At 72.0% G+C, this 19506-nt stretch carries 19 protein-coding genes; 9 read left to right on the top strand and 10 right to left on the bottom strand.

Annotated elements, in window-relative coordinates; translation table 11 throughout:
* Nucleotides 1-288 precede the first annotated feature (288 nt).
* Nucleotides 289-1698 (top strand): TQXA domain-containing protein, encoded by a 1410-nt coding sequence (locus tag ACYQ8Q_RS16945; protein ID WP_460065784.1) that lies wholly within the window; start codon nucleotides 289-291, stop codon nucleotides 1696-1698.
* Between the two features lie 39 nt (nucleotides 1699-1737).
* On the opposite strand, the gene ACYQ8Q_RS16940 is transcribed toward ACYQ8Q_RS16945, so the two are convergent.
* Together ACYQ8Q_RS16940 and ACYQ8Q_RS16935 are read right to left on the bottom strand one after the other, a co-directional pair.
* The gene (locus tag ACYQ8Q_RS16940) at nucleotides 1738-2349 is read right to left on the bottom strand and encodes a DJ-1/PfpI family protein (protein ID WP_460065782.1); all 612 of its coding nucleotides are present in this window, start codon (nucleotides 2347-2349) and stop codon (nucleotides 1738-1740) included.
* 95 nt (nucleotides 2350-2444) lie between these two features.
* Nucleotides 2445-2609: a hypothetical protein gene (locus ACYQ8Q_RS16935; RefSeq protein ID WP_460065781.1), complete on the bottom strand. Its 165-nt coding sequence runs from the start codon at nucleotides 2607-2609 to the stop codon at nucleotides 2445-2447.
* Nucleotides 2610-2672: 63 nt separating this feature from the next.
* On the opposite strand from ACYQ8Q_RS16935, the gene ACYQ8Q_RS16930 reads away from it, so the two are divergent.
* The 7 genes from ACYQ8Q_RS16930 (at nucleotide 2673) to ACYQ8Q_RS16900 (ending at nucleotide 8782) form a co-directional block, all read left to right on the top strand.
* Complete coding sequence (locus ACYQ8Q_RS16930) at nucleotides 2673-2921, top strand: hypothetical protein (protein ID WP_460065780.1); 249 nt, start codon at nucleotides 2673-2675, stop codon at nucleotides 2919-2921.
* Nucleotides 2922-3025: 104 nt separating this feature from the next.
* Nucleotides 3026-4828, top strand: coding sequence for a right-handed parallel beta-helix repeat-containing protein (locus ACYQ8Q_RS16925; protein ID WP_460065779.1), 1803 nt, complete (start codon nucleotides 3026-3028; stop codon nucleotides 4826-4828).
* Nucleotides 4829-4878: 50 nt separating this feature from the next.
* A complete protein-coding gene (locus ACYQ8Q_RS16920; RefSeq protein WP_460065778.1) occupies nucleotides 4879-5415 on the top strand; it encodes a hypothetical protein in 537 nt (178 codons plus the stop codon).
* Between the two features lie 244 nt (nucleotides 5416-5659).
* The gene (locus ACYQ8Q_RS16915; protein ID WP_460065776.1) at nucleotides 5660-5836 is read left to right on the top strand and encodes a hypothetical protein; all 177 of its coding nucleotides are present in this window, start codon (nucleotides 5660-5662) and stop codon (nucleotides 5834-5836) included.
* 187 nt (nucleotides 5837-6023) lie between these two features.
* Nucleotides 6024-7688 (top strand): energy-dependent translational throttle protein EttA, encoded by a 1665-nt coding sequence (gene ettA / locus ACYQ8Q_RS16910; protein ID WP_460065775.1) that lies wholly within the window; start codon nucleotides 6024-6026, stop codon nucleotides 7686-7688.
* A 6-nt stretch (nucleotides 7689-7694) separates the two neighbouring features.
* Nucleotides 7695-8105, top strand: coding sequence for an acyl-CoA thioesterase (locus ACYQ8Q_RS16905; RefSeq protein ID WP_460065774.1), 411 nt, complete (start codon nucleotides 7695-7697; stop codon nucleotides 8103-8105).
* Entirely contained in the window at nucleotides 8102-8782 is a 681-nt protein-coding gene (locus ACYQ8Q_RS16900; RefSeq protein WP_460065771.1) for a hypothetical protein, read from the top strand. Before ACYQ8Q_RS16905 ends, ACYQ8Q_RS16900 begins: the two co-directional genes overlap by 4 nt.
* Before the next feature lie 15 nt (nucleotides 8783-8797).
* Here ACYQ8Q_RS16900 and ACYQ8Q_RS16895 read toward each other — a convergent pair whose 3' ends face one another.
* The 6 genes from ACYQ8Q_RS16895 to ACYQ8Q_RS16870 form a co-directional block, all read right to left on the bottom strand.
* Nucleotides 8798-10240 carry a GntT/GntP/DsdX family permease gene (locus ACYQ8Q_RS16895; protein WP_460065769.1) on the bottom strand — a complete coding sequence of 481 codons (1443 nt, stop codon included), beginning with the start codon at nucleotides 10238-10240 and terminating at the stop codon, nucleotides 8798-8800.
* Entirely contained in the window at nucleotides 10237-11166 is a 930-nt protein-coding gene (locus tag ACYQ8Q_RS16890) for an NAD(P)-dependent oxidoreductase (RefSeq protein WP_460065768.1), read from the bottom strand. The genes ACYQ8Q_RS16895 and ACYQ8Q_RS16890 overlap by 4 nt, the downstream gene beginning before the upstream one ends.
* 169 nt (nucleotides 11167-11335) lie before the next feature.
* Entirely contained in the window at nucleotides 11336-12187 is an 852-nt protein-coding gene (locus ACYQ8Q_RS16885) for a class II fructose-bisphosphate aldolase (protein ID WP_460065766.1), read from the bottom strand.
* Nucleotides 12178-13626: a four-carbon acid sugar kinase family protein gene (locus ACYQ8Q_RS16880; RefSeq protein ID WP_460065765.1), complete on the bottom strand. Its 1449-nt coding sequence runs from the start codon at nucleotides 13624-13626 to the stop codon at nucleotides 12178-12180. Before ACYQ8Q_RS16880 ends, ACYQ8Q_RS16885 begins: the two co-directional genes overlap by 10 nt.
* A gap of 61 nt (nucleotides 13627-13687) precedes the next feature.
* Nucleotides 13688-14386 carry a FadR/GntR family transcriptional regulator gene (locus ACYQ8Q_RS16875; RefSeq protein ID WP_460065764.1) on the bottom strand — a complete coding sequence of 233 codons (699 nt, stop codon included), beginning with the start codon at nucleotides 14384-14386 and terminating at the stop codon, nucleotides 13688-13690.
* Between the two features lie 165 nt (nucleotides 14387-14551).
* Nucleotides 14552-14956, bottom strand: coding sequence for a globin (locus ACYQ8Q_RS16870; protein WP_460065763.1), 405 nt, complete (start codon nucleotides 14954-14956; stop codon nucleotides 14552-14554).
* A gap of 151 nt (nucleotides 14957-15107) precedes the next feature.
* Between ACYQ8Q_RS16870 and ACYQ8Q_RS16865 the strand changes: the two genes are divergently transcribed.
* Nucleotides 15108-16121, top strand: coding sequence for a methyltransferase domain-containing protein (locus ACYQ8Q_RS16865; RefSeq protein WP_460073351.1), 1014 nt, complete (start codon nucleotides 15108-15110; stop codon nucleotides 16119-16121).
* Between the two features lie 228 nt (nucleotides 16122-16349).
* Here ACYQ8Q_RS16865 and ACYQ8Q_RS16860 read toward each other — a convergent pair whose 3' ends face one another.
* Both ACYQ8Q_RS16860 and ACYQ8Q_RS16855 read right to left on the bottom strand, forming a co-directional pair.
* Nucleotides 16350-18023 (bottom strand): FHA domain-containing protein, encoded by a 1674-nt coding sequence (locus ACYQ8Q_RS16860; protein ID WP_460065761.1) that lies wholly within the window; start codon nucleotides 18021-18023, stop codon nucleotides 16350-16352.
* Nucleotides 18024-18078: 55 nt separating this feature from the next.
* Nucleotides 18079-19425, bottom strand: a complete 1347-nt coding sequence (locus tag ACYQ8Q_RS16855; protein WP_460065759.1) for a vWA domain-containing protein — start codon at nucleotides 19423-19425, stop codon at nucleotides 18079-18081.
* Between the last annotated feature and the right edge of the window lie 81 nt (nucleotides 19426-19506).

The raw sequence follows: 19506 nt of genomic DNA, 5'->3' as shown, positions 1-19506 counted from the left end.
GAAGCCGGCTGACGTGACGCCGGGCGGTGCCCCGAGTTGACGGGTGGGCGGCTCGTCGGCGGATCCATCGGCGCTGCCCGGTGGATTTGTCGACAAGCGCCGCTCGCAGCACGCCTGTTGGCGATCTTGGGGATAACGATTCCGATTCGGATCACCCATCCGATGACATGACCGGGAAACCGGGTGCGCGGGCGTCTCTAGGATGCCGATCGTGGCTCACGGGGCTTCTGATGCTTCTGGCGGGACCGTACCCCCAGGTCAACGAGTCCTGCTCGAAGGGGAATTACGTTGATTTCTTCGTTCTCCGCGCCGTTCGCGCGCACGCGCGGCGCTGCCCGCCTTGCCGCGTCGACGCTGGTCAGTGGACTCGTCGCCGCCGCAGGCATGATCGCCGCCGCGAGCCCGGCCGCCGCGGACGAGACCACGCAGACCCCGGGCGGAGCCACCGCCACCATGGGCGGCCTCAAGACGTACGGCGCCGCGGTCCTCCACGACGACGGCGGGGACCAGGAGATCTCGGCGGGCCTGTTCGAGATGTCCGTCGACGGCGGCGGCACCCTCCAGACGTACTGCGTCGACCTGCACAACCCCACCCAGCGGGACGCGAAGTACCACGAGACGCCGTGGAGCGGCACCTCGCTGGGCGCCAACGACGACGCGGGCAGGATCCGCTGGATCCTGCAGAACTCCTACCCCCAGGTCAACGATCTGGCCTCACTGGCGACGAAGGCCGGCATCGCCGGGGGACTCACCGAGCAGGACGCGGCGGCGGGCACCCAGGTGGCGATCTGGCGCTACTCGGACGGCGCGGACGTGGACGCCGTCGACCCGCAGGCCGAACAGCTCGCGGACTACCTCCAGAAGGCCGCCCGTGACACGGCCGAGCCGGAGGCGTCCCTGACCCTCGACGCGCCGGCCGTCTCGGGCCACCCCGGCGAGCCCATCGGGCCGGTGACCGTGCGCACCGACGCGAGCGCGGTGACGGTCACGCCGCCACTGGACGCCGGTATCACCGGGGTGCGCATCGTCGGCCAGGACGGCAAGCCGGTCACGACCGCGAAGAACGGCAGCCGGCTGTTCTTCGACGTGCCCGCCGACACCGAGCCCGGCTCCGCAGAACTCACGGTCCAGGCCTCCACGACCATCCCCGTCGGCCGCGCCTTCACCTCCGAGAGCCGCAGCCAGACGCAGATCCTGGCCGGCTCCAGCGAGTCGACCGTGTCGGCGACGGCGAGCGCGACCTGGGCGGAGCAGGGCGCCGTACCGGCCCTGTCCGCGGCGAAGAACTGCGCCAAGAGCGGTGTGGACATCACCGTGGCCAACCAGGGCGACGCGGCCTTCACCTTCGAGCTGATGGACGCCGAGCACGCCATCCCGGCGGGCGCCACCCGGACGGTGACGATCCCGCTCCAGGAGGACCAGCCCTACGACTTCACGATCACCGGCCTCCGGGGCGCCGAGACCCGCTTCACCGGCCTTTTGGACTGTCAGACCCGCACCGCCGAGACCGCGAACGTGACCACCCAGACCCTCAGCGACCCCAGCCCGGCCACCGTCGGCGGCACCACCGCGACCGACACCAACCTCGCCGAGACGGGCGGCTCCAGCGCCACCCCGATCATCGCGGGCACGGCCATCGGCCTGGTGGTGATCGGCGGCACGGCCCTGGTGCTGGCGGGCCGCAAGGAGAACGCCTGAGGGAGGACCGGGGCGGGCGGCCCCGCTGACGGCCGGACGTCAGCGCAGCGCGGCGGCCTCTCCGCTACGGACGGCACGCAGGGCGCGCTCCACGGTCCGCGCGTTCTCCCCGACGGGGGCGACGTAGTCGAGGACGCCCCGTGCGGCATCCTCGCCGACCGTCCTGTCGATCACCCAGGTGGCGAGGTACTGCGAGGCCAGACAGCCGCCGGCGGTGGCGATGTTCCCCTCGGCGTGGAACGGCACGTCCAGCACGGTGACCCCGCAGGCCTCGACGAACGGCCGGCTCTGGCGGTCCGTGCAGGCGGGCGTCCCGTCCAGCAGCCCGAGCCGGGCGAGCACCAGCGCGCCCGAGCACTGCGCACCGACCAGCTGGCGCGCGGGATCGACCGGCAGCCGGGAGAGCAGCCGGTCGTCGGCGGCCACCTTCCGCGCCTTGATCCCGCTGCCGATCAGCACGACATCGGCCTCGGTCACGAACTCCAACGGCCGCTGCCCGCTCACCTCGACACCGTTCATCGAGGTGACCACGGGCGTCGGCGTGGTGATGAACGCCTCCAGCCCGTCCTTCCGGCACCGGTTGATCAACGCGGAGGCGATGAAGCTGTCGAGCTCGTTGAACCCGTCAAAGGTGACCACGGCGACCTGCACGGCTCCTCCTCACAGCACGGCACAGCACGGGAGCCGCAGTCTGCCAGCCGCGTTCCACCGGGGTCGCGGGCCAATCCCCGACCGGTGGCCCCGGCTCACCAGCTCTTGCCGGCCTGTTCCCGGATCGTGCGGTTGATCCGGTTGAAGAAGTTGGTCAGCGAGATCTCCAGGATGATCGCGCCCAACTGCCCCTCGTCGAACAGGGAGAGGGCCGCGCGCTCCTCCTCGGAGGAGATCGGCCGGATTCTCGGCAGGACCACCGGCGCCACCAAGATGCCCGCCGCGGCGACTTCGAGGAACTGCTGCGGCTGCTCGACCCCGAGGTGGGACTGACCGTCGACACTCCCGCCGGAGCGGTCGTCACCCTCGGCGCCACCAAGGTCGCCGCGGGCGCATCCGTACGAGGCCGGGAGGCGCTGGTGGGCGGCCTCCCCGGAGTCGTCTCCTGGCAGGAGGACGGCACCCCGCTCTCGGTCCGCACGTTCACGGTCACCGCCGCCCGGATCACCCGCATCACAGCCGTCGTCGACCCGGCCGGACTCACCCTGATGAACCTCCTGGCCCCCGCCTGAACGGAGGTGGGCGCAACGAGGCGACGGCACGGGGGAGATGGTTCAATAGTGTGATTTTTTCCGAGCGTTCGAGTCGTCCCCCTGTGTTTTTGATTCCATCGAACGTGAGCTCGGAATGTTCCTCGCCAGGTTGTATCGCAGAGGTTGCATCGCAGGATGAAACAGGTGAGGAAATGAGAAAGGCGTATGCCTTTTTGCCGGCGGTCGCGGCGGTGGCCGCGGCACTGCCGGCTGCACCCAGCTATGCCGCGTCCACGCTCATCGTCTCCGCCGTCGGGCCGACGGCGAACTGCCCGGGATCCACCTACACCTCGATCGGGGCCGCCTTGACCGCGGCGGTTGCGGGTGACACGGTCCACGTCTGCCCCGGCACCTACAGCGAAATCGTCAACGTCACCAAGCCGGATATCACGCTCGAGGGCGAGACCACTCTCCCGGTGAACTGTGATCAGTTCGCGGAACCCGATCCGGCGGTCGATTCCATCATCGAGGCCACGAATCCCATCGGTGAGGGGATCGTGAACCTGCGAGAGGACAACATCCAGTTCCGGGGCTTCACGGTTCAGAACAACCAGGGCTCCACCTTCGGCGGCTACGGCATCAACACGGTCGTCGGTCACTCCGGCTACCTGGTCACGAGCAACGTGATCCAGGGCAACCCGGCGGGGATGTACTACAACACGAGTGGCGCGACACAGTCCGAGGTCGCGAACAACTGCATTCGCCTGAACAACACGGGATTCGGGGTTCAGCCGGCAGCCGGTAACGGCATCTACTCCGACCAGGGCCTGGACAACGCGCTGATCGACAACAACGCCTTCTTCCAGAACAAGAACGGCGCGATCACCCTCGACAAGTACCAGAACACCGTGCGGGTCAACATCCATCACAATGTCTCGCACCAGGACGCGGCGCTCCTGAACATCTTCCGCTCGAACGACAGCCTGGTGACCGACAACCAGGCCGTCGGCAACACCGGAGCCGCGATCTTCATCGGCGACGACAACCACGGGCTCCAGGTTCTGCGCAACAACATCCAGGGAAGCAATGAGGGAATTCGCTCGGAGACCTTCGTCGACGTGCCGAGCGATCAGGTTCAGATCAGCGACAACACCATTCAGAACGTCACGCGCGACGGCATTTCCGCAGGCCCGAATTCACTCACGAATTCCACCGTCTCGGACAACAGCGTGACCGGCAGCGGGCACGACGGCGTCCTCATCGAGGACGAGGGCGGCAACGGCGGCAACACGGTCACCGGCAACGTGCTGCAGGGCAGCGCGACCTACGACTGCGAGGACCTCACCACCGGCACCGGCACGGCCGGGACGGCGAACAGCTGGACGGGCAACCAGGCCGCGACGAGCAACCCGGCCGCCCTGTGCCCCCGAAAGCCGTCCCTGACGGTCAAGAAGACGCACGAAGGGGACTTCACGGCGGGGCAGCAGGGCACGTACACCATCACGGTCGGCAACGACGGGCCCGGCCCCACCGACGGCAGCACGGTCACCGTCGAGGACGTCCTCCCCGACGGGCTGACGGCCGCGAGCATCTCGGGCACCGGCTGGACCTGCTCCGTGGCCACCCTCACCTGCACGCGCAGTGACGTCCTAGCCGCCGGGGCCGTCTACCCGCCGATCACGCTCGTCGCCGACGTGCCGTGCAACTGCAGGACGGAGCACGGGGTCGACACCGTCACGGCCACCGGGGGCGGCGACAGCACGACGCACACCGCCACCGACCCCACCACCATCAAGCACACCAAGCACTGCAAGGAGCACAACCACCACAAGCCCCACAGACCCCACAACCACCCCTTCCCCTACAGGTTCCCCATGCCTGCCATGCCCGCGATGCCTCCCATGCCCGCGATGCCTTCCCTGCCATTCCTGTCCGGCCGGCCGTAGCGACGGAAATCCGTTGCGCTTGTGGCATGTGCATGCGAAAGGATGCGCGCATGTTGAGACCCGCGCGTGCGCTGCTCCCCCTTCTCCTGCTGCCCGTTCTCCTCACCGGATGTGACGCGGACAAGGAGAGCGGCACGGCCGCCGGCCTGGACGCCGCCGCGCGCGGCTGGGGCGTCGCGCCCGAGCTCGTCTATGTCACCGAGGTCTCCGGCTACACCGTGTTCCAGGCGTCGGTCGGCGCGTACGAGGACGAGTTCGCCGCCGCGTATCGGTCCGAGCAGGGTGCCGCCAAGTTCGGCCTCTTCGCGGGGCACGGCACGCTGACGGCGGAGAACTGCCCCGAGCAGCCGCTGGGCGAGGCGTCGGACGGGAAGGTCACCTGTGAGCGCGACGGCGACGCCTGGTACCGCACGTCAGGTGGCAGCCATGAATACGCGGTGCCCGAGGACGGCGTGGTGATCCGTCTCATCGCCACCACGGACGACGTCGAGCGAGCCGTGCTGCGCGAGGCGGCCGAGGCGGTCCACCGCCCGGACGGCACCGAACTGGCCGCACTCCTGCCGCCCACCGACGGCACGGGCACCTGAGAGGACGGAACGAGGCCGACGGACCCCGTCCCGCCCGAGACCACCCGGCCGGCCCCCGGCCGAACGGGTTTGCACGCACCGACCGCCGGTGGGCGAGGGCCGACACACGGTCACGCCCATCAGCCCGGACACGCCTTCAGGATCATCCCTGAGGTGCTGCCCCGTGCCCCCGCCGCACCCCGCACTCGCCCTGGCCGCGAGCGAAGGAGGACCATAGGAGGTGAGCAGACAAGGGAGGCCCGCCATGAAGACCGGAGCCTCGGATTACGACCGCTATCTGTACTCCCGCACCCCCTCCCAGGCCGAGGGCGAGCGTGACGAACCGGCCGAGAGGGCGGCCGTGGAGCAGCACCCCGACGTCCCCAGGACCGAGCCGTCCCAGGCGGAGGGCGAGCGGACGGACGACACCAGGGCCACCTGACCGTCGGGATGCGAGCACGCGCCCAAGTCGCCGCCCGCGGCGAAGGCGACAGACCACCCTCAGCCGTCAACCCCGAAACCCCAGGTCAGCGTCCCCCGCCCGAACGGGTTTCCCCCCAGGGGTAGCCGTCCGGCAAGATGGGGTGTATCTGCCCACTGCCAGATTTCAAGCTGCCGGACGGTTTCTCTTGGCTGAGTACATCTACACCATGCGCAAGACGCGCAAGGCACACGGCGACAAGGTCATCCTTGACGACGTAACGCTGAGCTTCCTGCCCGGCGCGAAGATCGGTGTGGTCGGCCCGAACGGCGCCGGTAAGTCCACCGTTCTGAAGATCATGGCGGGGCTCGAGCAGCCCTCCAACGGTGACGCGTTCCTGTCGCCCGGATACACCGTCGGCATGCTGCTCCAGGAGCCGCCGCTCGACGAGTCCAAGACCGTCCTGGAGAACGTGCAGGACGGCGCCGCCGAGGTCATGGGCAAGCTCAAGCGGTTCAACGAGGTCGCCGAGCTGATGGCGACCGACTACTCCGACGCGCTGCTCGACGAGATGGGCAAGCTGCAGGAGGACCTGGACCACGCGAACGCGTGGGACCTGGACACCCAGCTGGAGCAGGCCATGGACGCCCTGGGCTGCCCGCCCGGCGACTGGCCCGTCACCAACCTCTCCGGTGGTGAGCGCCGCCGCGTCGCGCTGTGCAAGCTGCTGCTGGAGGCCCCCGACCTGCTGCTCCTCGACGAGCCGACCAACCACCTGGACGCCGAGTCCGTGCAGTGGCTGGAGCAGCACCTCGCCAAGTACCCCGGCACCGTCGTCGCCGTCACCCACGACCGGTACTTCCTCGACAACGTCGCCGAGTGGATCCTGGAGCTCGACCGCGGTCGCGCCCACCCCTACGAGGGCAACTACTCCACCTACCTCGACACCAAGGCGACCCGTCTCAAGGTCGAGGGGCAGAAGGACGCCAAGCGCGCCAAGCGGCTCAAGGAAGAGCTGGAGTGGGTGCGGTCCAACGCCAAGGGGCGTCAGGCCAAGTCCAAGGCCCGTCTCGCCCGGTACGAGGAGATGGCGGCCGAGGCCGACAAGATGCGGAAGCTGGACTTCGAGGAGATCCAGATCCCGCCGGGCCCGCGGCTCGGTTCCATCGTCGTCGAGGTCAGCAACCTCTCCAAGGCCTTCGGGGAGAAGGTCCTCATCGACGACCTGAGTTTCACGCTGCCGCGTAACGGCATCGTCGGCGTCATCGGCCCGAACGGCGCCGGCAAGACCACGCTCTTCAAGATGATCCAGGGCCTCGAGACCCCGGACTCCGGCAGCATCAAGGTCGGCGAGACCGTCAAGATCTCGTACGTCGACCAGAGCCGCGAGAACATCGACCCGAAGAAGTCGCTGTGGGCCGTCGTCAGCGACGAGCTCGACTACATCAACGTCGGCCAGGTCGAGATGCCCTCGCGGGCGTACGTCTCCGCCTTCGGCTTCAAGGGCCCCGACCAGCAGAAGCCGGCCGGCGTGCTCTCCGGCGGTGAGCGCAACCGCCTGAACCTCGCGCTCACCCTCAAGCAGGGCGGCAACCTGCTGCTCCTCGACGAGCCGACCAACGACCTCGACGTCGAGACCCTGTCCTCCCTGGAGAACGCGCTGCTCGAGTTCCCGGGTGCCGCCGTGGTCGTCTCCCACGACCGGTGGTTCCTCGACCGGGTCGCCACCCACATCCTCGCCTACGAGGGCGAGTCCAAGTGGTTCTGGTTCGAGGGCAACTTCGAGTCCTACGAGAAGAACAAGATCGAGCGGCTGGGCGCGGACGCCGCACGTCCGCACCGCGCCACCTACAAGAAGCTGACCCGGGGCTGATCGATCTTGCGGCACATCTACCGCTGCCCGCTGCGCTGGGCGGACATGGACGCGTACGGCCACGTCAACAACGTGGTGTTCCTCCGCTATCTGGAGGAGGCCCGCATCGACTTCCTGTTCCGCCCGGAGAAGGACTTCCAGCAGGGGTCCGTGGTGGCGCGCCACGAGATCGACTACAAGCGCCAGCTCGTCCACCGGCACTCGCCCGTGGACATCGAGCTGTGGGTCACGGAGATAAGGGCGGCGTCCTTCACCCTCACCTACGAGGTGAAGGACGGCGACCAGGTCTACGTCACCGCGTCGACGGTCATCGTGCCGTTCGACTTCGCGGCACAGCGACCGCGCCGGATCACGGCGGAGGAACGCGAGTTCCTGAACGAGTACCGCGACGACGCCGAGGAGGCCGTCGCCGCATGACGGTGCTCCACCTCGCCGACGAGGGGGAGGCGGCGGACCTCGCGGCCTTCCTCTCCCGGCTGCTCCACTACGACCGTGGAGCCGCAGTGCGCCTCCAGGCGGCCGGGACGGCACTCGCCGTGTTCGGCCGGCCGCCCTCCTTCGAGGTGCTCGCGATCCGTGCCGTACGCCTCGCCAAGCCGTACGAGGACGGCCTCGACGTCACCCTGGACGCCACCGTGTCCGCGGGGCAGCTGCTGGAGACGGTGGACGAGACCGCGGCCACGGCCGCCGTGCCGCCCGCCGTCACCGGGCCGCCGTGGGCCGGTGTCCTGCCGCCGCGCGGCGGCTGGCGCGCCGAGCCCGGACTCCCGGCGCCCGACGCGCTGCGGGCGCTGGTCGGCGCGGCCGTCGCCGAGTTCCGGGGCCGTACCGAGGAACTCGCCCCCGAAGGCCGTACCCGCGCCGCGCTCGACCGGATCGGACGGGAGATCTGGTCCCGGACGGTCGGCGACACCGCCCTTCCGGTACGGGCCGTGCACGCGGCCCAGTCCCTGGGCTTCCTGCGCCCCTCGACCGGGGACCGCGACCTGGCGCTGCTCTCGCTCGGGTCCTGGCTGCGCCTGCGCACGCCGTACGGCTCGATCGCGGTACGGCGTGCGGGTTCGCTCGGGACCCTGGACGTCAGCGTCCGCTGACGTCCGGCGCCCCGGTCACACCAGGGGCCACAGCGCGGCCGTCAGACCGAAGCCGATGACGCCCATCGTGGTCGTCAGGACCGTCCAGGTGCGCAGTCCGGAGGCCACGTCCAGGCCGGCCAGCCGGGTGAACATCCAGTAGCCCGCGTCGTTGATGTGCGATACGGCGAGACCGCCCGCGCCCATCGCCAGCGCGACCAGGGAGAGCTGGCCGGTCGACAGGTCGGCGCGCTGGAGCAGCGGGGTGAGGATGCCCGCCGTCGTGATCAGCGCCACCGTCGTCGAGCCCTGGGCGGCGCGCAGGGCGAGCGCGGTGAGGAAGGCCAGGAAGAGCGCGGGCAGGCCGGTCCGGTCCAGGACGTCGGCGATCGCGTCGCCGATGCCGCTGGCCACCAGCACCTTGCCGAAGACCCCGCCCGCGCCCGCCACCAGGATCACCATGGCGACGGTGGGGAGCGCGGAGCCCATGACGTTCGCGATGCGCGTACGGTCCCAGCCGCGGCGGGCGCCGAGCAGGTACGCGCAGAGCGCCACGTCGATCAGCAGGGCCACCATCGGGGCGCCGAGGACGGTGAGGACCGCGCGGAGCGTGGAGCCCTCGGCGAGGAGGTTCTGGCCCAGGGTGCCGGCCAGGATCAGCAGGATCGGGGTGACGATCAGGGCCAGGACCATGCCGAAGGAGGGGGCGGCCGGGGCTGCCTCGGTGGTCGTGGCGGGAGCGGGCCGGGTGAGGACGGCGGTGCCGTGCCCGTCGTCCGCCGCGGGCACCGAGGGGGCCGTCGGAGCCGGACCGCCGGTGGGCTCCTCGCCGTAGACCTCCGCGTACACCGCCGGGTCCATCGGGTACTCGCGGCGGGTCATCCGGCGCGAGATCAGGTAGCCGAGGAGGATCACGACCGCGGTGACCGGGATGCCCAGCAGCAGGACCAGCCCCTGGTCGGCGCCGATCGCCTGGGTGACGGCGACCGCGCCGGGATGCGGCGGCAGGAAGGCGTGCACGGTGAGCATCGCCGCGCCCATCGGGAGGGCGTAGCCGAGGAGCGGCTTGCGGGACGCGCGGGCGACGCCGTACGCGATCGGCATCAGGATGATCAGGCCGACCTCGAAGAAGACCGGGATGCCGAGGACGAAACCGGCGACGGTGAGCGCGAGCGGGGTGCGCTTGGAGCCGAAGCGGTCGATGAGGGAGTGGGCGAAGGACGCCGCGCCGCCGGAGAGTTCGATGATCCGGCCGATCATCGCGCCCAGGGCGATGATCGTGGCGATGTGACCGAGGGTGGAGCCCATGCCCTCCTCGATGGTCTTCACCAGGTCGGCGGCCGGGACGCCGGCGCTCAGCGCGACGCCGATGGAGACGACGACCAGGGCGACGAACGGCTGCACCTTGGCCCGCAGGATGAGCAGGAGCAGCGTGGCGACGCCGACGGCGGCGATGAGGAGCAGAGTGGTGTGGCTCATCTGATGCCCTCCTCGGAGGGGACGGGGGTGGCGGGGGCCTTGGGGGAGAGAACGGTGACGACCGAGGAGTCGTCGTGGGCGGCCAGGCCGGCGGCCTCGCCGAGGAGGTAGAGCTGCTGGGCGGCGGAGGCGAGCGGGACGGGCACATGGGCGTCCTTCGCGATGCCGGTGACGATGCCCATGTCCTTCACGAAGATGTCGAGACGGGACTTCACCTCGGGGGCGGAGCCGTTCGCGTACGTCTCGACCATGCGGGGGCCGCGGTCGGCGAACATGAACGAGCCGGCGGCGCCGTGCCGGAGGCTCTCCACGACGGTGGCCGGGTCGAGACCGAGGCCCCGGGCCAGCGCGATCGCCTCGGCGGCGGCGGCGATGTGGACGCCGGCGAGGAGCTGGTTGATCGCCTTGAGGGACTGGCCGTCACCGGGGTTTCCGCCCACGACGGTGAGGGTGGAGGCCAGCAGCTCCAGGACCGGGCGGGCCAGGTCGAGGGCCTTGTCCTCGGCTCCCACGACGATCAGCAGATCGCCGGCGCCGGCGCGGACCGGGCCGCCGCTGACCGGGGCGTCGACGGTGAGGACGCCCTGCTCGGCGAGGCGGGCCGCGGTGGCGCGGGCGGGCTCGGGGCCGACGGTGCTGGTGAGGACGACGACGGCGCCGGGGCGGAGGGTCCCGGCGGCGCCGTCCGCGCCGAAGAGCGCGGCGTCGACCTGTGACTGGTCGCGTACGGCGAGCAGGACGACGTCCGCCTGGCGGGCGGCGTCGGCGGGGGTGGGGGCGGGGGTGCCGTTCGCTGCCGCGAGCCGGTCGAGGCGGGAGCGGGAGATGTCGTAGGCGGTCACGGGGAGACGGGCGGCCAGGCGGGTGGCCATGGGGAGGCCCATGGCACCGAGACCGATCACTGCGGTACGGGGACGGGGGGTCATCGGGGGTGGGGCCTTTCCGGGGAGGGGGCGGAGGGGGTACGGGTTGGCTGGTGCCGGCCGGGGGTGGGCGCAGCTACGGCGGATCTCAGGGCAGGCGACCGCAACCCTCTGGGGGCGCGGGGAACTGCGCGATCGGCCACGGCGGCCCGCAGACGAACGACGGCCGTTGTCAGGCCAGCGTGCTGATCACTCGCGATGCTGCCTCAGCGACCGCGGCGCGGCCCGCCGACCACACGCTCACCGCGTCCGAACCGGGAAGCGCGCAGGGAAGCGCCGCGGACATCGCGTCGAGGTACGCCCGCCGGAGTTCCGCGTTGACGTTGATCTTGGCGACGCCCCGGGCGAGCGCCGCGTGGAGCTGGGCCCGCGGGACGCCGCTGGCGCCGTGCAGGACCAGGGGGACGGGGACCGCGGAGTGGATCGCGGACAGACGGTCCAGGTCGAGGCGGGTCGGCTCGGTGGTGAAGCCGTGGACGTTGCCGACCGCGACCGCCAGCGCGTCCGCCCCTGTCGCGGCGACGAACTCCGCCGCCTGGGCCGGATCGGTCAGCCCGGCCGCGCAGGCCGCCGCGTTCGTCGAGACGTCCTCGTCCCCCGGCAGGGCGCCCAGCTCGGCCTCCACCCAGGCGCCGTGGTCGCGGGCCCGGCGCACCGCCTCGCGGGTGAGGGCGATGTTCTCGGCGAAGGGGAGGTGGGAGCCGTCGACCATGACGGAGGTGTAGCCGGCCTCCAGGCAGACGGTGATCTCGTCGAGGTCGCGGCTGTGGTCGAGGTGGACGCCGATGCGGGCGGAGGAGGCGTCCGCCGCGTCCAGGGCGAGCCGCATCAGGGGGTCGCGGCCCGCGTGCCGGAAGGGGCTGGAGCCGGCCTGGATCAGGACCGGGTGGCCGGGGTGGGCCTCGGCCGCCGCGACGATCCCCTGGACGGTCTCCAGGTTGTAGGCGACGAAGCCGGGCAGCGCGCGGCCGTGGTCGTGGGCGGCGGTGAGGGCCGTGAGGCCGTCGGGGCCGGTCAGCAGCATCGGGCGGCGCTCCTGAGCAGGGTGAGCGCGTCGGCGAGGGCGTCGTCGCCGCCGACGTTGCCCGCGAACACGATGTAGGGGATGCCGGCGGCGGGGCCGTCCACGGGCTGCCACAGCGAGACGATGCCGGGCAGCAGGGTGCCCCGCGCCCAGGCGCGGCGGATCTCCAGACCGGCGGTGGCGGTGTCGCTGGAGGTGATGCCGCCCTTGGCGACGACGAACGCGGGGCGGCGGGCCGCGGTGATCAGCCGGACCGTCTCCACCAGCGCGGCCGAGACGCTGCGCGAGATGGCGAGGCTCTCGTCCGGGTCGGTGGCGGTGACGACCGTGCGGGTGGTGCGGACGACCGTGTCGGCGGTGGCCATCGCGGTCGCGGCGGCCTCGGCGGTCGCGCGGACGTGGGCGTCGCGCCGGGCGGGGTCGAGGAGCCGGGTGACGTCGAGTTCGAACTCGGCGAGGTCCGTCGTCGTCTCGCGCAGCCGGTCCAGCTGGCGGGTGGTGAGGCCCACGTGCGAGCCGACCACGATCAGCCCGTGCGGGGCGTCGGCGCGCAGGGGCGCGAGGTCGCAGGCGGTGAGCGGGGGGTGGGCGGGCTGGCCGGCGCGGGCGCGGACGAAGGACGGGCCGACCCGGTGCAGCAGCCGGGTGCCCCGCTCCTCCGCCTCGGCCAGGGCGAGGGCGAGGACGCGCAGGTCGTCGTCGCAGACGGCGTCGACGACCGCGGGGGCGCCGTCGTGGAGGCCGGCGAGCAGTGCGGCGACCCGGCCGGGGCCGCCGGTGCGCAGGTCGGCGAGGGTGATACGGAGGACCTTGTCGGCGGGGACACGGCCCTTGGTCTTCTCCTCCACCCAGTCGGGCAGCGCGGAGGAGGTGTAGCCGAAGGTGGCGTCGCGGGCGAACTCGCTCTCGCCGACCGGCAGGAGGCCGTCCGGGGTGCGCATCCAGTGGACCGAGTCGACGGTGAGCCGGCCCGCCTCGATGTAGGCGGGGACGAGGACGACTCCGTCCGGGGCGGCGCCGGTCGCGGCGAGTTCCTCGGCGAGGACGTCCGTCTCCAGGGGGTAGTGGCCGCGCAGGGTGGAGTCGCCGCGGGAGGCGATGACGTACGGGACGTTCTCGGCCCGCGAGGCCTCGTGCAGGGCGCGGGCGATCTCGCGGTTGCGGGTGGCGGCGTCCTGGGGGGAGAGGCTGCGGGTGTTGGTGAGGACGAAGAAGGCGGGGCTGTCCTGGCGCAGGGCCCAGCGCAGGTCGTCGGTGGTCCAGGTGGTGAGGACCGGGATGTCCTTGACGGTCTGGGTGCCGGTGGGGTCGTCGTCGAGGACGGCGAGACGGGGGGCCGTGGCCAGACGGGCGGCCACCTCGGCGGGGTCGACCGTCCTCACCTGGGGGATATCTGCCAGTATTTCGGGCTCGGGGAGGGCATGGCGGGGTAGGGACATGGCGGTTCCTGGGATGGGGGAGGGGTGCCTGCGGCTGGGGGAGGGGGTGCCCGCAGCTGGGTCAGGACGACTGCTTCTTCTGTACGTGGGTGCGGTAGTCCGTCGCCGTCTGGTGCATATGGGCGTTCATCGCCTCGCGGGCCTTGTCCGGGTCGCCGGACTCCAGGGCGCGCAGGACCTGCTCATGGTGGGCGATGGCGTTGACACGGATCTGGGGGACGGCGGAGGTCTCACGGCGGCCCTCGGCGAGGAGCGCGCCGAAGGGTTCGAAGAGGAGGGGGACGAACAGGTTGCCCGTCGCCCGCATGACGGTGGCGTGGAAGTCGATGTCGGCCTGCACGAACTTCTCGGTGTCGTGCTCGTCGGCGGCCTCCCGCATGGTGGCGAGATGCTCGCGCAGCTCCGCGAGATCGCTCTCGCCCCGCCGGAGCGCGGCCAGCTCCGTGGCGCCGTTCTCGATCAGACGGCGGGCCTCGATCAGCCGCTCGGAGAGCGACGCGTGGGAGGAGTGGGAGGCGGCGCGCACCACCGGCTCCAGCGCGGTCCAGCGGTCCGGCGCGTTCACATAGGTGCCACGGCCCCGTACGACCCGTACGACGTTCTGTGCGCGCAGCTGCTTCACGGCCTCGCGGACGGTGAGCCGGCTCACGGAGGCCTGTTCGGCGAGCTCGCCCTCCGGGGGGAGTGCGGCGTCCGGCGGGTAGGTGCCGTCGATGATCTCGCTGAGCAGGCGTTCGGCGAGGTCTTCGGAGAGCGACATCGTTGGGCCTCCGGAGGGCGGGTGCGGGTCTGGAGCCACCGTACAGTCGTGAGGTGGAGATCTGACGTCAGACATCTGATGTCTCGATGGGGGTAACCATGACAGCGGGTCGGGAGCCCGTCAATACCCTTACGGGATTTCTGTCCGGTTACGGCAGGGGAACCGTCAGTCGGCCGCGTTCACCATGGACGCGGCGGCGTACGTCAGGTACTTCCACAGCGTCTCCTCGTGCTCCTCGGAGAGCCCGAGCTCGTCGACCGCGTCCCGCATGTGCTTCAGCCAGGCGTCGTGCGCCGCCCGGTCGACCACGAACGGGGCGTGCCGCATCCGCAGCCGCGGGTGGCCGCGGTTCTCGCTGTACGTCGTCGGACCGCCCCAGTACTGCATCAGGAACAGCGCGAGGCGCTCCTCGGCGGGGCCCAGGTCCTCCTCGGGGTACATGGGCTTGAGCAGCGGGTCCCCGGCCACGCCCTGGTAGAAACGGTGCACCAGCCGGCGGAAGGTCTCCTCCCCACCGACCTGCTCGTAGAAGGTCTGCTCCTGAAGCGTGCCGCGCCGAATCTCTTTCACCTCCCCATGGTCTCAGACGGGGGGACCGAGGACGGAAGGCTTAGGACCGCCCGACGAGGTCCCGGTCCGCCCCCCGACCAGGCCCCGGCCGCTCGCCTCCCCGCACGTTCCGCAGCACAGTGGAGGCATGGGCGCAGGCATGGGTGGGCGCATGGGCGGGCTCGGGCTCGACCGGGGTCTCGACGACCTCGCCGCCTCGGCGCGGGCCGCGATGGTGCGCGCCGTCGAGGCGAGCGGGGCCTTCGCCGCCGATCCTGGCTGGCGCGAGGCGTTCGGGGCGGTCCCGCGCCACCTCTTCGTGCCGTACTACTACGTCAGCGGTGCCGCGGGCGGGTTCGAGCGGTGCTGGGGGGAGAGCCCCGACCCGCGCACCCGTGAGCGCTGGGTGCGCGGCGCCTACGAGGACACCCCGCTGGCCACCCGGCTGCGCGACGGCGAGCTGCTCACCTCCAGCAGCCAGCCCTCGCTGATGGCGCTGATGCTGGCCGAGCTGCGGGTCGAGCCCGGCGACCGGGTGCTGGAGATCGGGGCGGGCACGGGCTACAACGCGGCGCTGCTGTCGTACCGGCTCGGCGACGACCACGTCACCACCGTCGACCTGGACCCGGAGATCACCGAGTCCGCGCGCCGCCATCTCGAAGCGGCCGGCTACCACCCGACCGTCGTCACCGGGGACGGCGCGCGCGGGGTGCCGGAGCGCGCCCCCTTCGACCGGATCATCGCGACCTGCCGGCTCGCGTCCGTGCCGCGCGCCTGGATCGCCCAGTGCCGGCCGGGTGCGCTGGTCCTGACCCCGCTGGCCACCGGCCTGGTCGCGCTGACGGTACGGGACGCCGTGCACGCCGAGGGGCACTTCCTGCACACCCCCGCCTACTTCGTGCCCCTGCGCGGGGCGAGCCGCCCCGCACCCGAGCCGGCCGTGCCGAGCGGGGTGCCGCGGCGGGCCGGGGAGAGCGACCTGTTCCGCTTCCTGCTGGCGCTCACCCGGGGCAGCCTCGAACCGCAGGAGGCGTACGCCCTCTGGGAGCGCGAGGGCATGCCGGACCGGCGGCGCTACGGCGTCACGGTCGGCGCACGGCGGGCCTGGGCGTGGCTGGACGAACCGGAGGGGCCGTACGCCTGGCCCCTGCCGGACTCGTCGGGGGCGCGGCTCGTCGAACCCTAGGGGGCTCTCCCCGGTCTTCGAGGGCTCGCGACGCCCGGCACGCTCCCCCAGAGGGGGCACCCCCACTCGCCGCACCGGGCACGAGCCCGGGTACGCCCAGTACCGGTGCTCATGCCCGGCACTCCCCCAGCCTTCGGCCGGGGGGACCCCAGAGCACGCACCGGACGCCGCTCCCTGATCCTCGAAGACCGGGGAGACGCCCCCTGGCCCCCGACGAGCGGGCCGTGCTCAGCCCCGGCGGACCGTGATCGTCGTCCAGGCGCCCACATGCACCCGGTCGCCGTCCTGGAGCGGTACCGGGACGAACGGCTGGATCGGCTCCTCCCCGCCGTTGACCGTCGTGCCGTTGGTCGAGTTCTGGTCGACGACCGCCCAGGTGCCGTCCGGCTGCTGGACCAGGACCGCGTGCTGGTGCGAGACGCCCGGGTCCTCCGGCGGCACCGACAGGTCGATGTCGGGGGTCTCGCCGGTGGAGTGCCGACGGCGGCCGATGGTGACCTGGTTGCCGGTGAGCGTGCGCTGCTGCTCGGGCGAGTACGCGGGCAGGTTGAGCCCCGCCGCCTCCGGGCCGGAGCGGTGCATCATCGCCATGAAGTACGCGCGGTCCGGGCCGATGGTCGCCGTCCAGGTCGCCGGCTGCTGCGGGAACGCCGGGCCGGGCGGGGGCGGTGCCTGCGTGGAACCGGGCTGCGGGTAGCCGTAGCCACCGCCGCCCTGACCGCCGGGGCCCTGGCCCTGACCGGGCGGGGAGATCACCCAGTCGTCGTCGGCGCCGCCGAAGCCCTGGCCGCCGGGCTGCGGCCGGCCGGTCTCCTGGGGGAACCCGGGCGGCGCCGTCCGGCCCGACGGGCCGGGAGGCTGGAAGGCCTGCGGGATCCCGGGACCACCGGGACCGCCCTGACCGGGCGGCGGGCCGGGACGCGAGGGGTCGGCACCGAACGGGGAGGGGCCGCCGGGACCGCCGGGGCCCGAGGGTTCACGCCGGAAGGGATCCGCGGGCGGACCCGACGGCTCACGGCCGAAGGGGTCGGCGGAGGGCCGGCCACCGGGACCGGAGGGCTCACGCCCGAACGCCCCGGGCCCACCGGCCGTACCGCCGGGACCGGGCGGACCGGACGGTTCACGTCCGAACGCACCCGGTCCACCGGGGGCGTTCCCGAACGCGCCGGGCCCGGGGGACGTGACCCCGGGCTCACGCCCGTACGCCCCGGGGTCGCCGGCCGTACCGCCGGGCTCGCGTCCGAACGCACCCGGACCTCCCTGACCTCCCTGACCGCCGGGCTCGCGTCCGAACGCCCCGGGACCTCCGGGGGCGTTCCCGAACGCGCCGGGCCCGGGGGACGTGACCCCGGGCTCACGCCCGTACGCACCCGGACCGCCCTGACCACCGGGGCCCGACGGTTCGCGGCCGAACGCGCCCGGGCCGCCGGCCGTCCCCCCGGGACCCGAGGGCCGGGCCGGCTCCCCGCCGAAGGGCGGGATCGGCTCGGCGGGCCGGTTCACCTGCGAGGGCCGTGAGCTCTGGTAGTCGAAGGAGTCGCTGCCGCCGAAGGACGGCGGCGGCCCCTGGAAACGCCCGCCGGGGCCACCGGGACCGCCGGGCCCACCCGGGCCGGGGGCCGGTGGGCGCGGGGCGGCCGGGGTGTAGGAGGTCGCCGTGTTGGTGAGGAAGTTCCACCGGCACTCCTCGCAGAACGGCGCACCGCCCTCACGGGGCGTACGGCACTGCGGGCAGAGCTCCGGCTCGTGGCCGGGCCGGGTGTTCTGCGGGGGCGGGAAACCGTAGCCGCTCGTGGGGGGCGGGGGCGGCGGGGGCGGAGGTACGGCACCGGCCATGCGGTGACCGCAGACCTCGCACCAGTCGTCGGAACCCGACTGGTGTCCGTTCGGGCAGGTCGGCATGTCGGCGCGTCCCCCTCTCCTTCATTGCTTGGTACGTCGCTCGGTCGCTTATACGTCACTTCTTTACACGAACAGTCTTTGTGGACCGGGTCTCGAGAGTCATCTCGTCGGCCTCCGCGACCTTCGCCTTCAGTCGCACAGTACCTGTCGTGGCGTCGACCACGTCCACCACCTTCGCAAGCAGTTTCGCAGTATCTGCGTTCCCCGAGACGCTCGCGAGCTGGACGGCACGGCCCAGTTTGGCCGTCGCTCCATCCATATCACCTGATTTACGCAGGTCCAGACCCTGCTGGATGACCTGTGCCAGTTCGGCCTGACCCGTGTAGTGCGCGACCTGCGGATTGATGGACGTCGAGGCCGCCATGTCGTCCGTCCACACGGCCCGTACGAGCCCCTGCGCCCCCAGGTTCTGGACCGTACCGTCCGGCTGCGGCACGACCAGCGAGACCCGTGCGGCCAGCATCTCCTGGCCCACGTGGGCGGCCGGGACCTCGACGCACACGTGGTAGTCGCGGGACTCGTCGCCCCAGGAACCGGTGGGGTAGTCGCCCGCGCGCGGGCCCGCCTCGGTGCGGCGGTCGGTGAGCTGCTCGACGGTCGGCGCGACCTGCTTGACGAACTTGATGGTGGTGCCGACCGGGGTCCACAGGCGCAGCGCGACGTCCGCGACCTCCTTGCCCATCGCCGTCTCCATCATCTGCGTGAAGTCGGCGGCGAGACCGGACGGGTCGGCGACGATGTCGGCGGTGCCGAGCAGGGCGGAGGCGATCCCTGTGACTTCTTTCACTTCCCAGTCGGTGCCCACGCCACGGGCGTCACAGGTGAACCGGCCGGCACAGTCGTCGAGGGCGGCCTTGAGCTCCTGGGGCGACTCGTGCTCGTTGCGGCCGTCGGTGAGCAGGATGCCGTGCCGGATGCCGGCCTCGGCCGAGGACAGCAGCCGGTCGGCCAGCCGCAGCCAGGTGCCGATCGCGGTGCCGCCGCCCGCGCTGAGCCGGCGCAGCGCCTGCTTGGCCTGCGCACGGGTGGTGGCGTCGGCCACCGCGAGCCGCCCGCCGCCCGGGTAGACCTCCTTGGCGATGTGCGTGCCGCCGACCACCGCGAACCGCACTCCGTCGCGCAGGGTGTCGACGGCGGCGGCGGTGGCGTCCCGCGCGTTGCGCATCTTCGCCGGCGGGTAGTCCATCGAGCCGGAGCAGTCCACCATGATCGCCACGGCGGCCGACGGGCCCTGTCCGGGCGCGTACAGATGCGGTGCGGTGACCGCGGTGCCGACGGTGCCGCCGCCGGTCGCGGTCACCGTGACGATCGCGTTGACCTCACGGCCGCCCTCCGGCAGGTACTCGTTCTGGTAGACGTCCACCGAGAACTGCGGCACGTTCGATTTCGAGAAATTGGCCATGGCTGATCGAATCCCCCTCGCAAGGTGCGGACCGGTCCCCTCCGGCCCGTGGGCGTGTCACCCGTGGATGTCCCCGTTTGC

This window comes from Streptomyces sp. YKOK-I1 (assembly GCF_054660435.1).
This window is presented reverse-complemented; position numbering and strand designations above follow the sequence as displayed.

What these genes read in the sequence shown, in the direction of transcription:
- ACYQ8Q_RS16920 (WP_460065778.1), top strand. Translation starts at nt 4,879, where the DNA reads ATGTTGAGACCCGCGCGTGCGCTGCTCCCCCTTCTCCTGCTGCCCGTT.
- ACYQ8Q_RS16915 (WP_460065776.1), top strand. Translation starts at nt 5,660, where the DNA reads ATGAAGACCGGAGCCTCGGATTACGACCGCTATCTGTACTCCCGCACC.
- ACYQ8Q_RS16900 (WP_460065771.1), top strand. Translation starts at nt 8,102, where the DNA reads ATGACGGTGCTCCACCTCGCCGACGAGGGGGAGGCGGCGGACCTCGCG.
- ACYQ8Q_RS16895 (WP_460065769.1), bottom strand. Translation starts at nt 10,240, where the DNA reads ATGAGCCACACCACTCTGCTCCTCATCGCCGCCGTCGGCGTCGCCACG.
- ACYQ8Q_RS16890 (WP_460065768.1), bottom strand. Translation starts at nt 11,166, where the DNA reads ATGACCCCCCGTCCCCGTACCGCAGTGATCGGTCTCGGTGCCATGGGC.
- ACYQ8Q_RS16885 (WP_460065766.1), bottom strand. Translation starts at nt 12,187, where the DNA reads ATGCTGCTGACCGGCCCCGACGGCCTCACGGCCCTCACCGCCGCCCAC.
- ACYQ8Q_RS16880 (WP_460065765.1), bottom strand. Translation starts at nt 13,626, where the DNA reads ATGTCCCTACCCCGCCATGCCCTCCCCGAGCCCGAAATACTGGCAGAT.
- ACYQ8Q_RS16875 (WP_460065764.1), bottom strand. Translation starts at nt 14,386, where the DNA reads ATGTCGCTCTCCGAAGACCTCGCCGAACGCCTGCTCAGCGAGATCATC.
- ACYQ8Q_RS16865 (WP_460073351.1), top strand. Translation starts at nt 15,108, where the DNA reads ATGGGCGGGCTCGGGCTCGACCGGGGTCTCGACGACCTCGCCGCCTCG.
- ACYQ8Q_RS16860 (WP_460065761.1), bottom strand. Translation starts at nt 18,023, where the DNA reads ATGCCGACCTGCCCGAACGGACACCAGTCGGGTTCCGACGACTGGTGC.
- ACYQ8Q_RS16855 (WP_460065759.1), bottom strand. Translation starts at nt 19,425, where the DNA reads ATGGCCAATTTCTCGAAATCGAACGTGCCGCAGTTCTCGGTGGACGTC.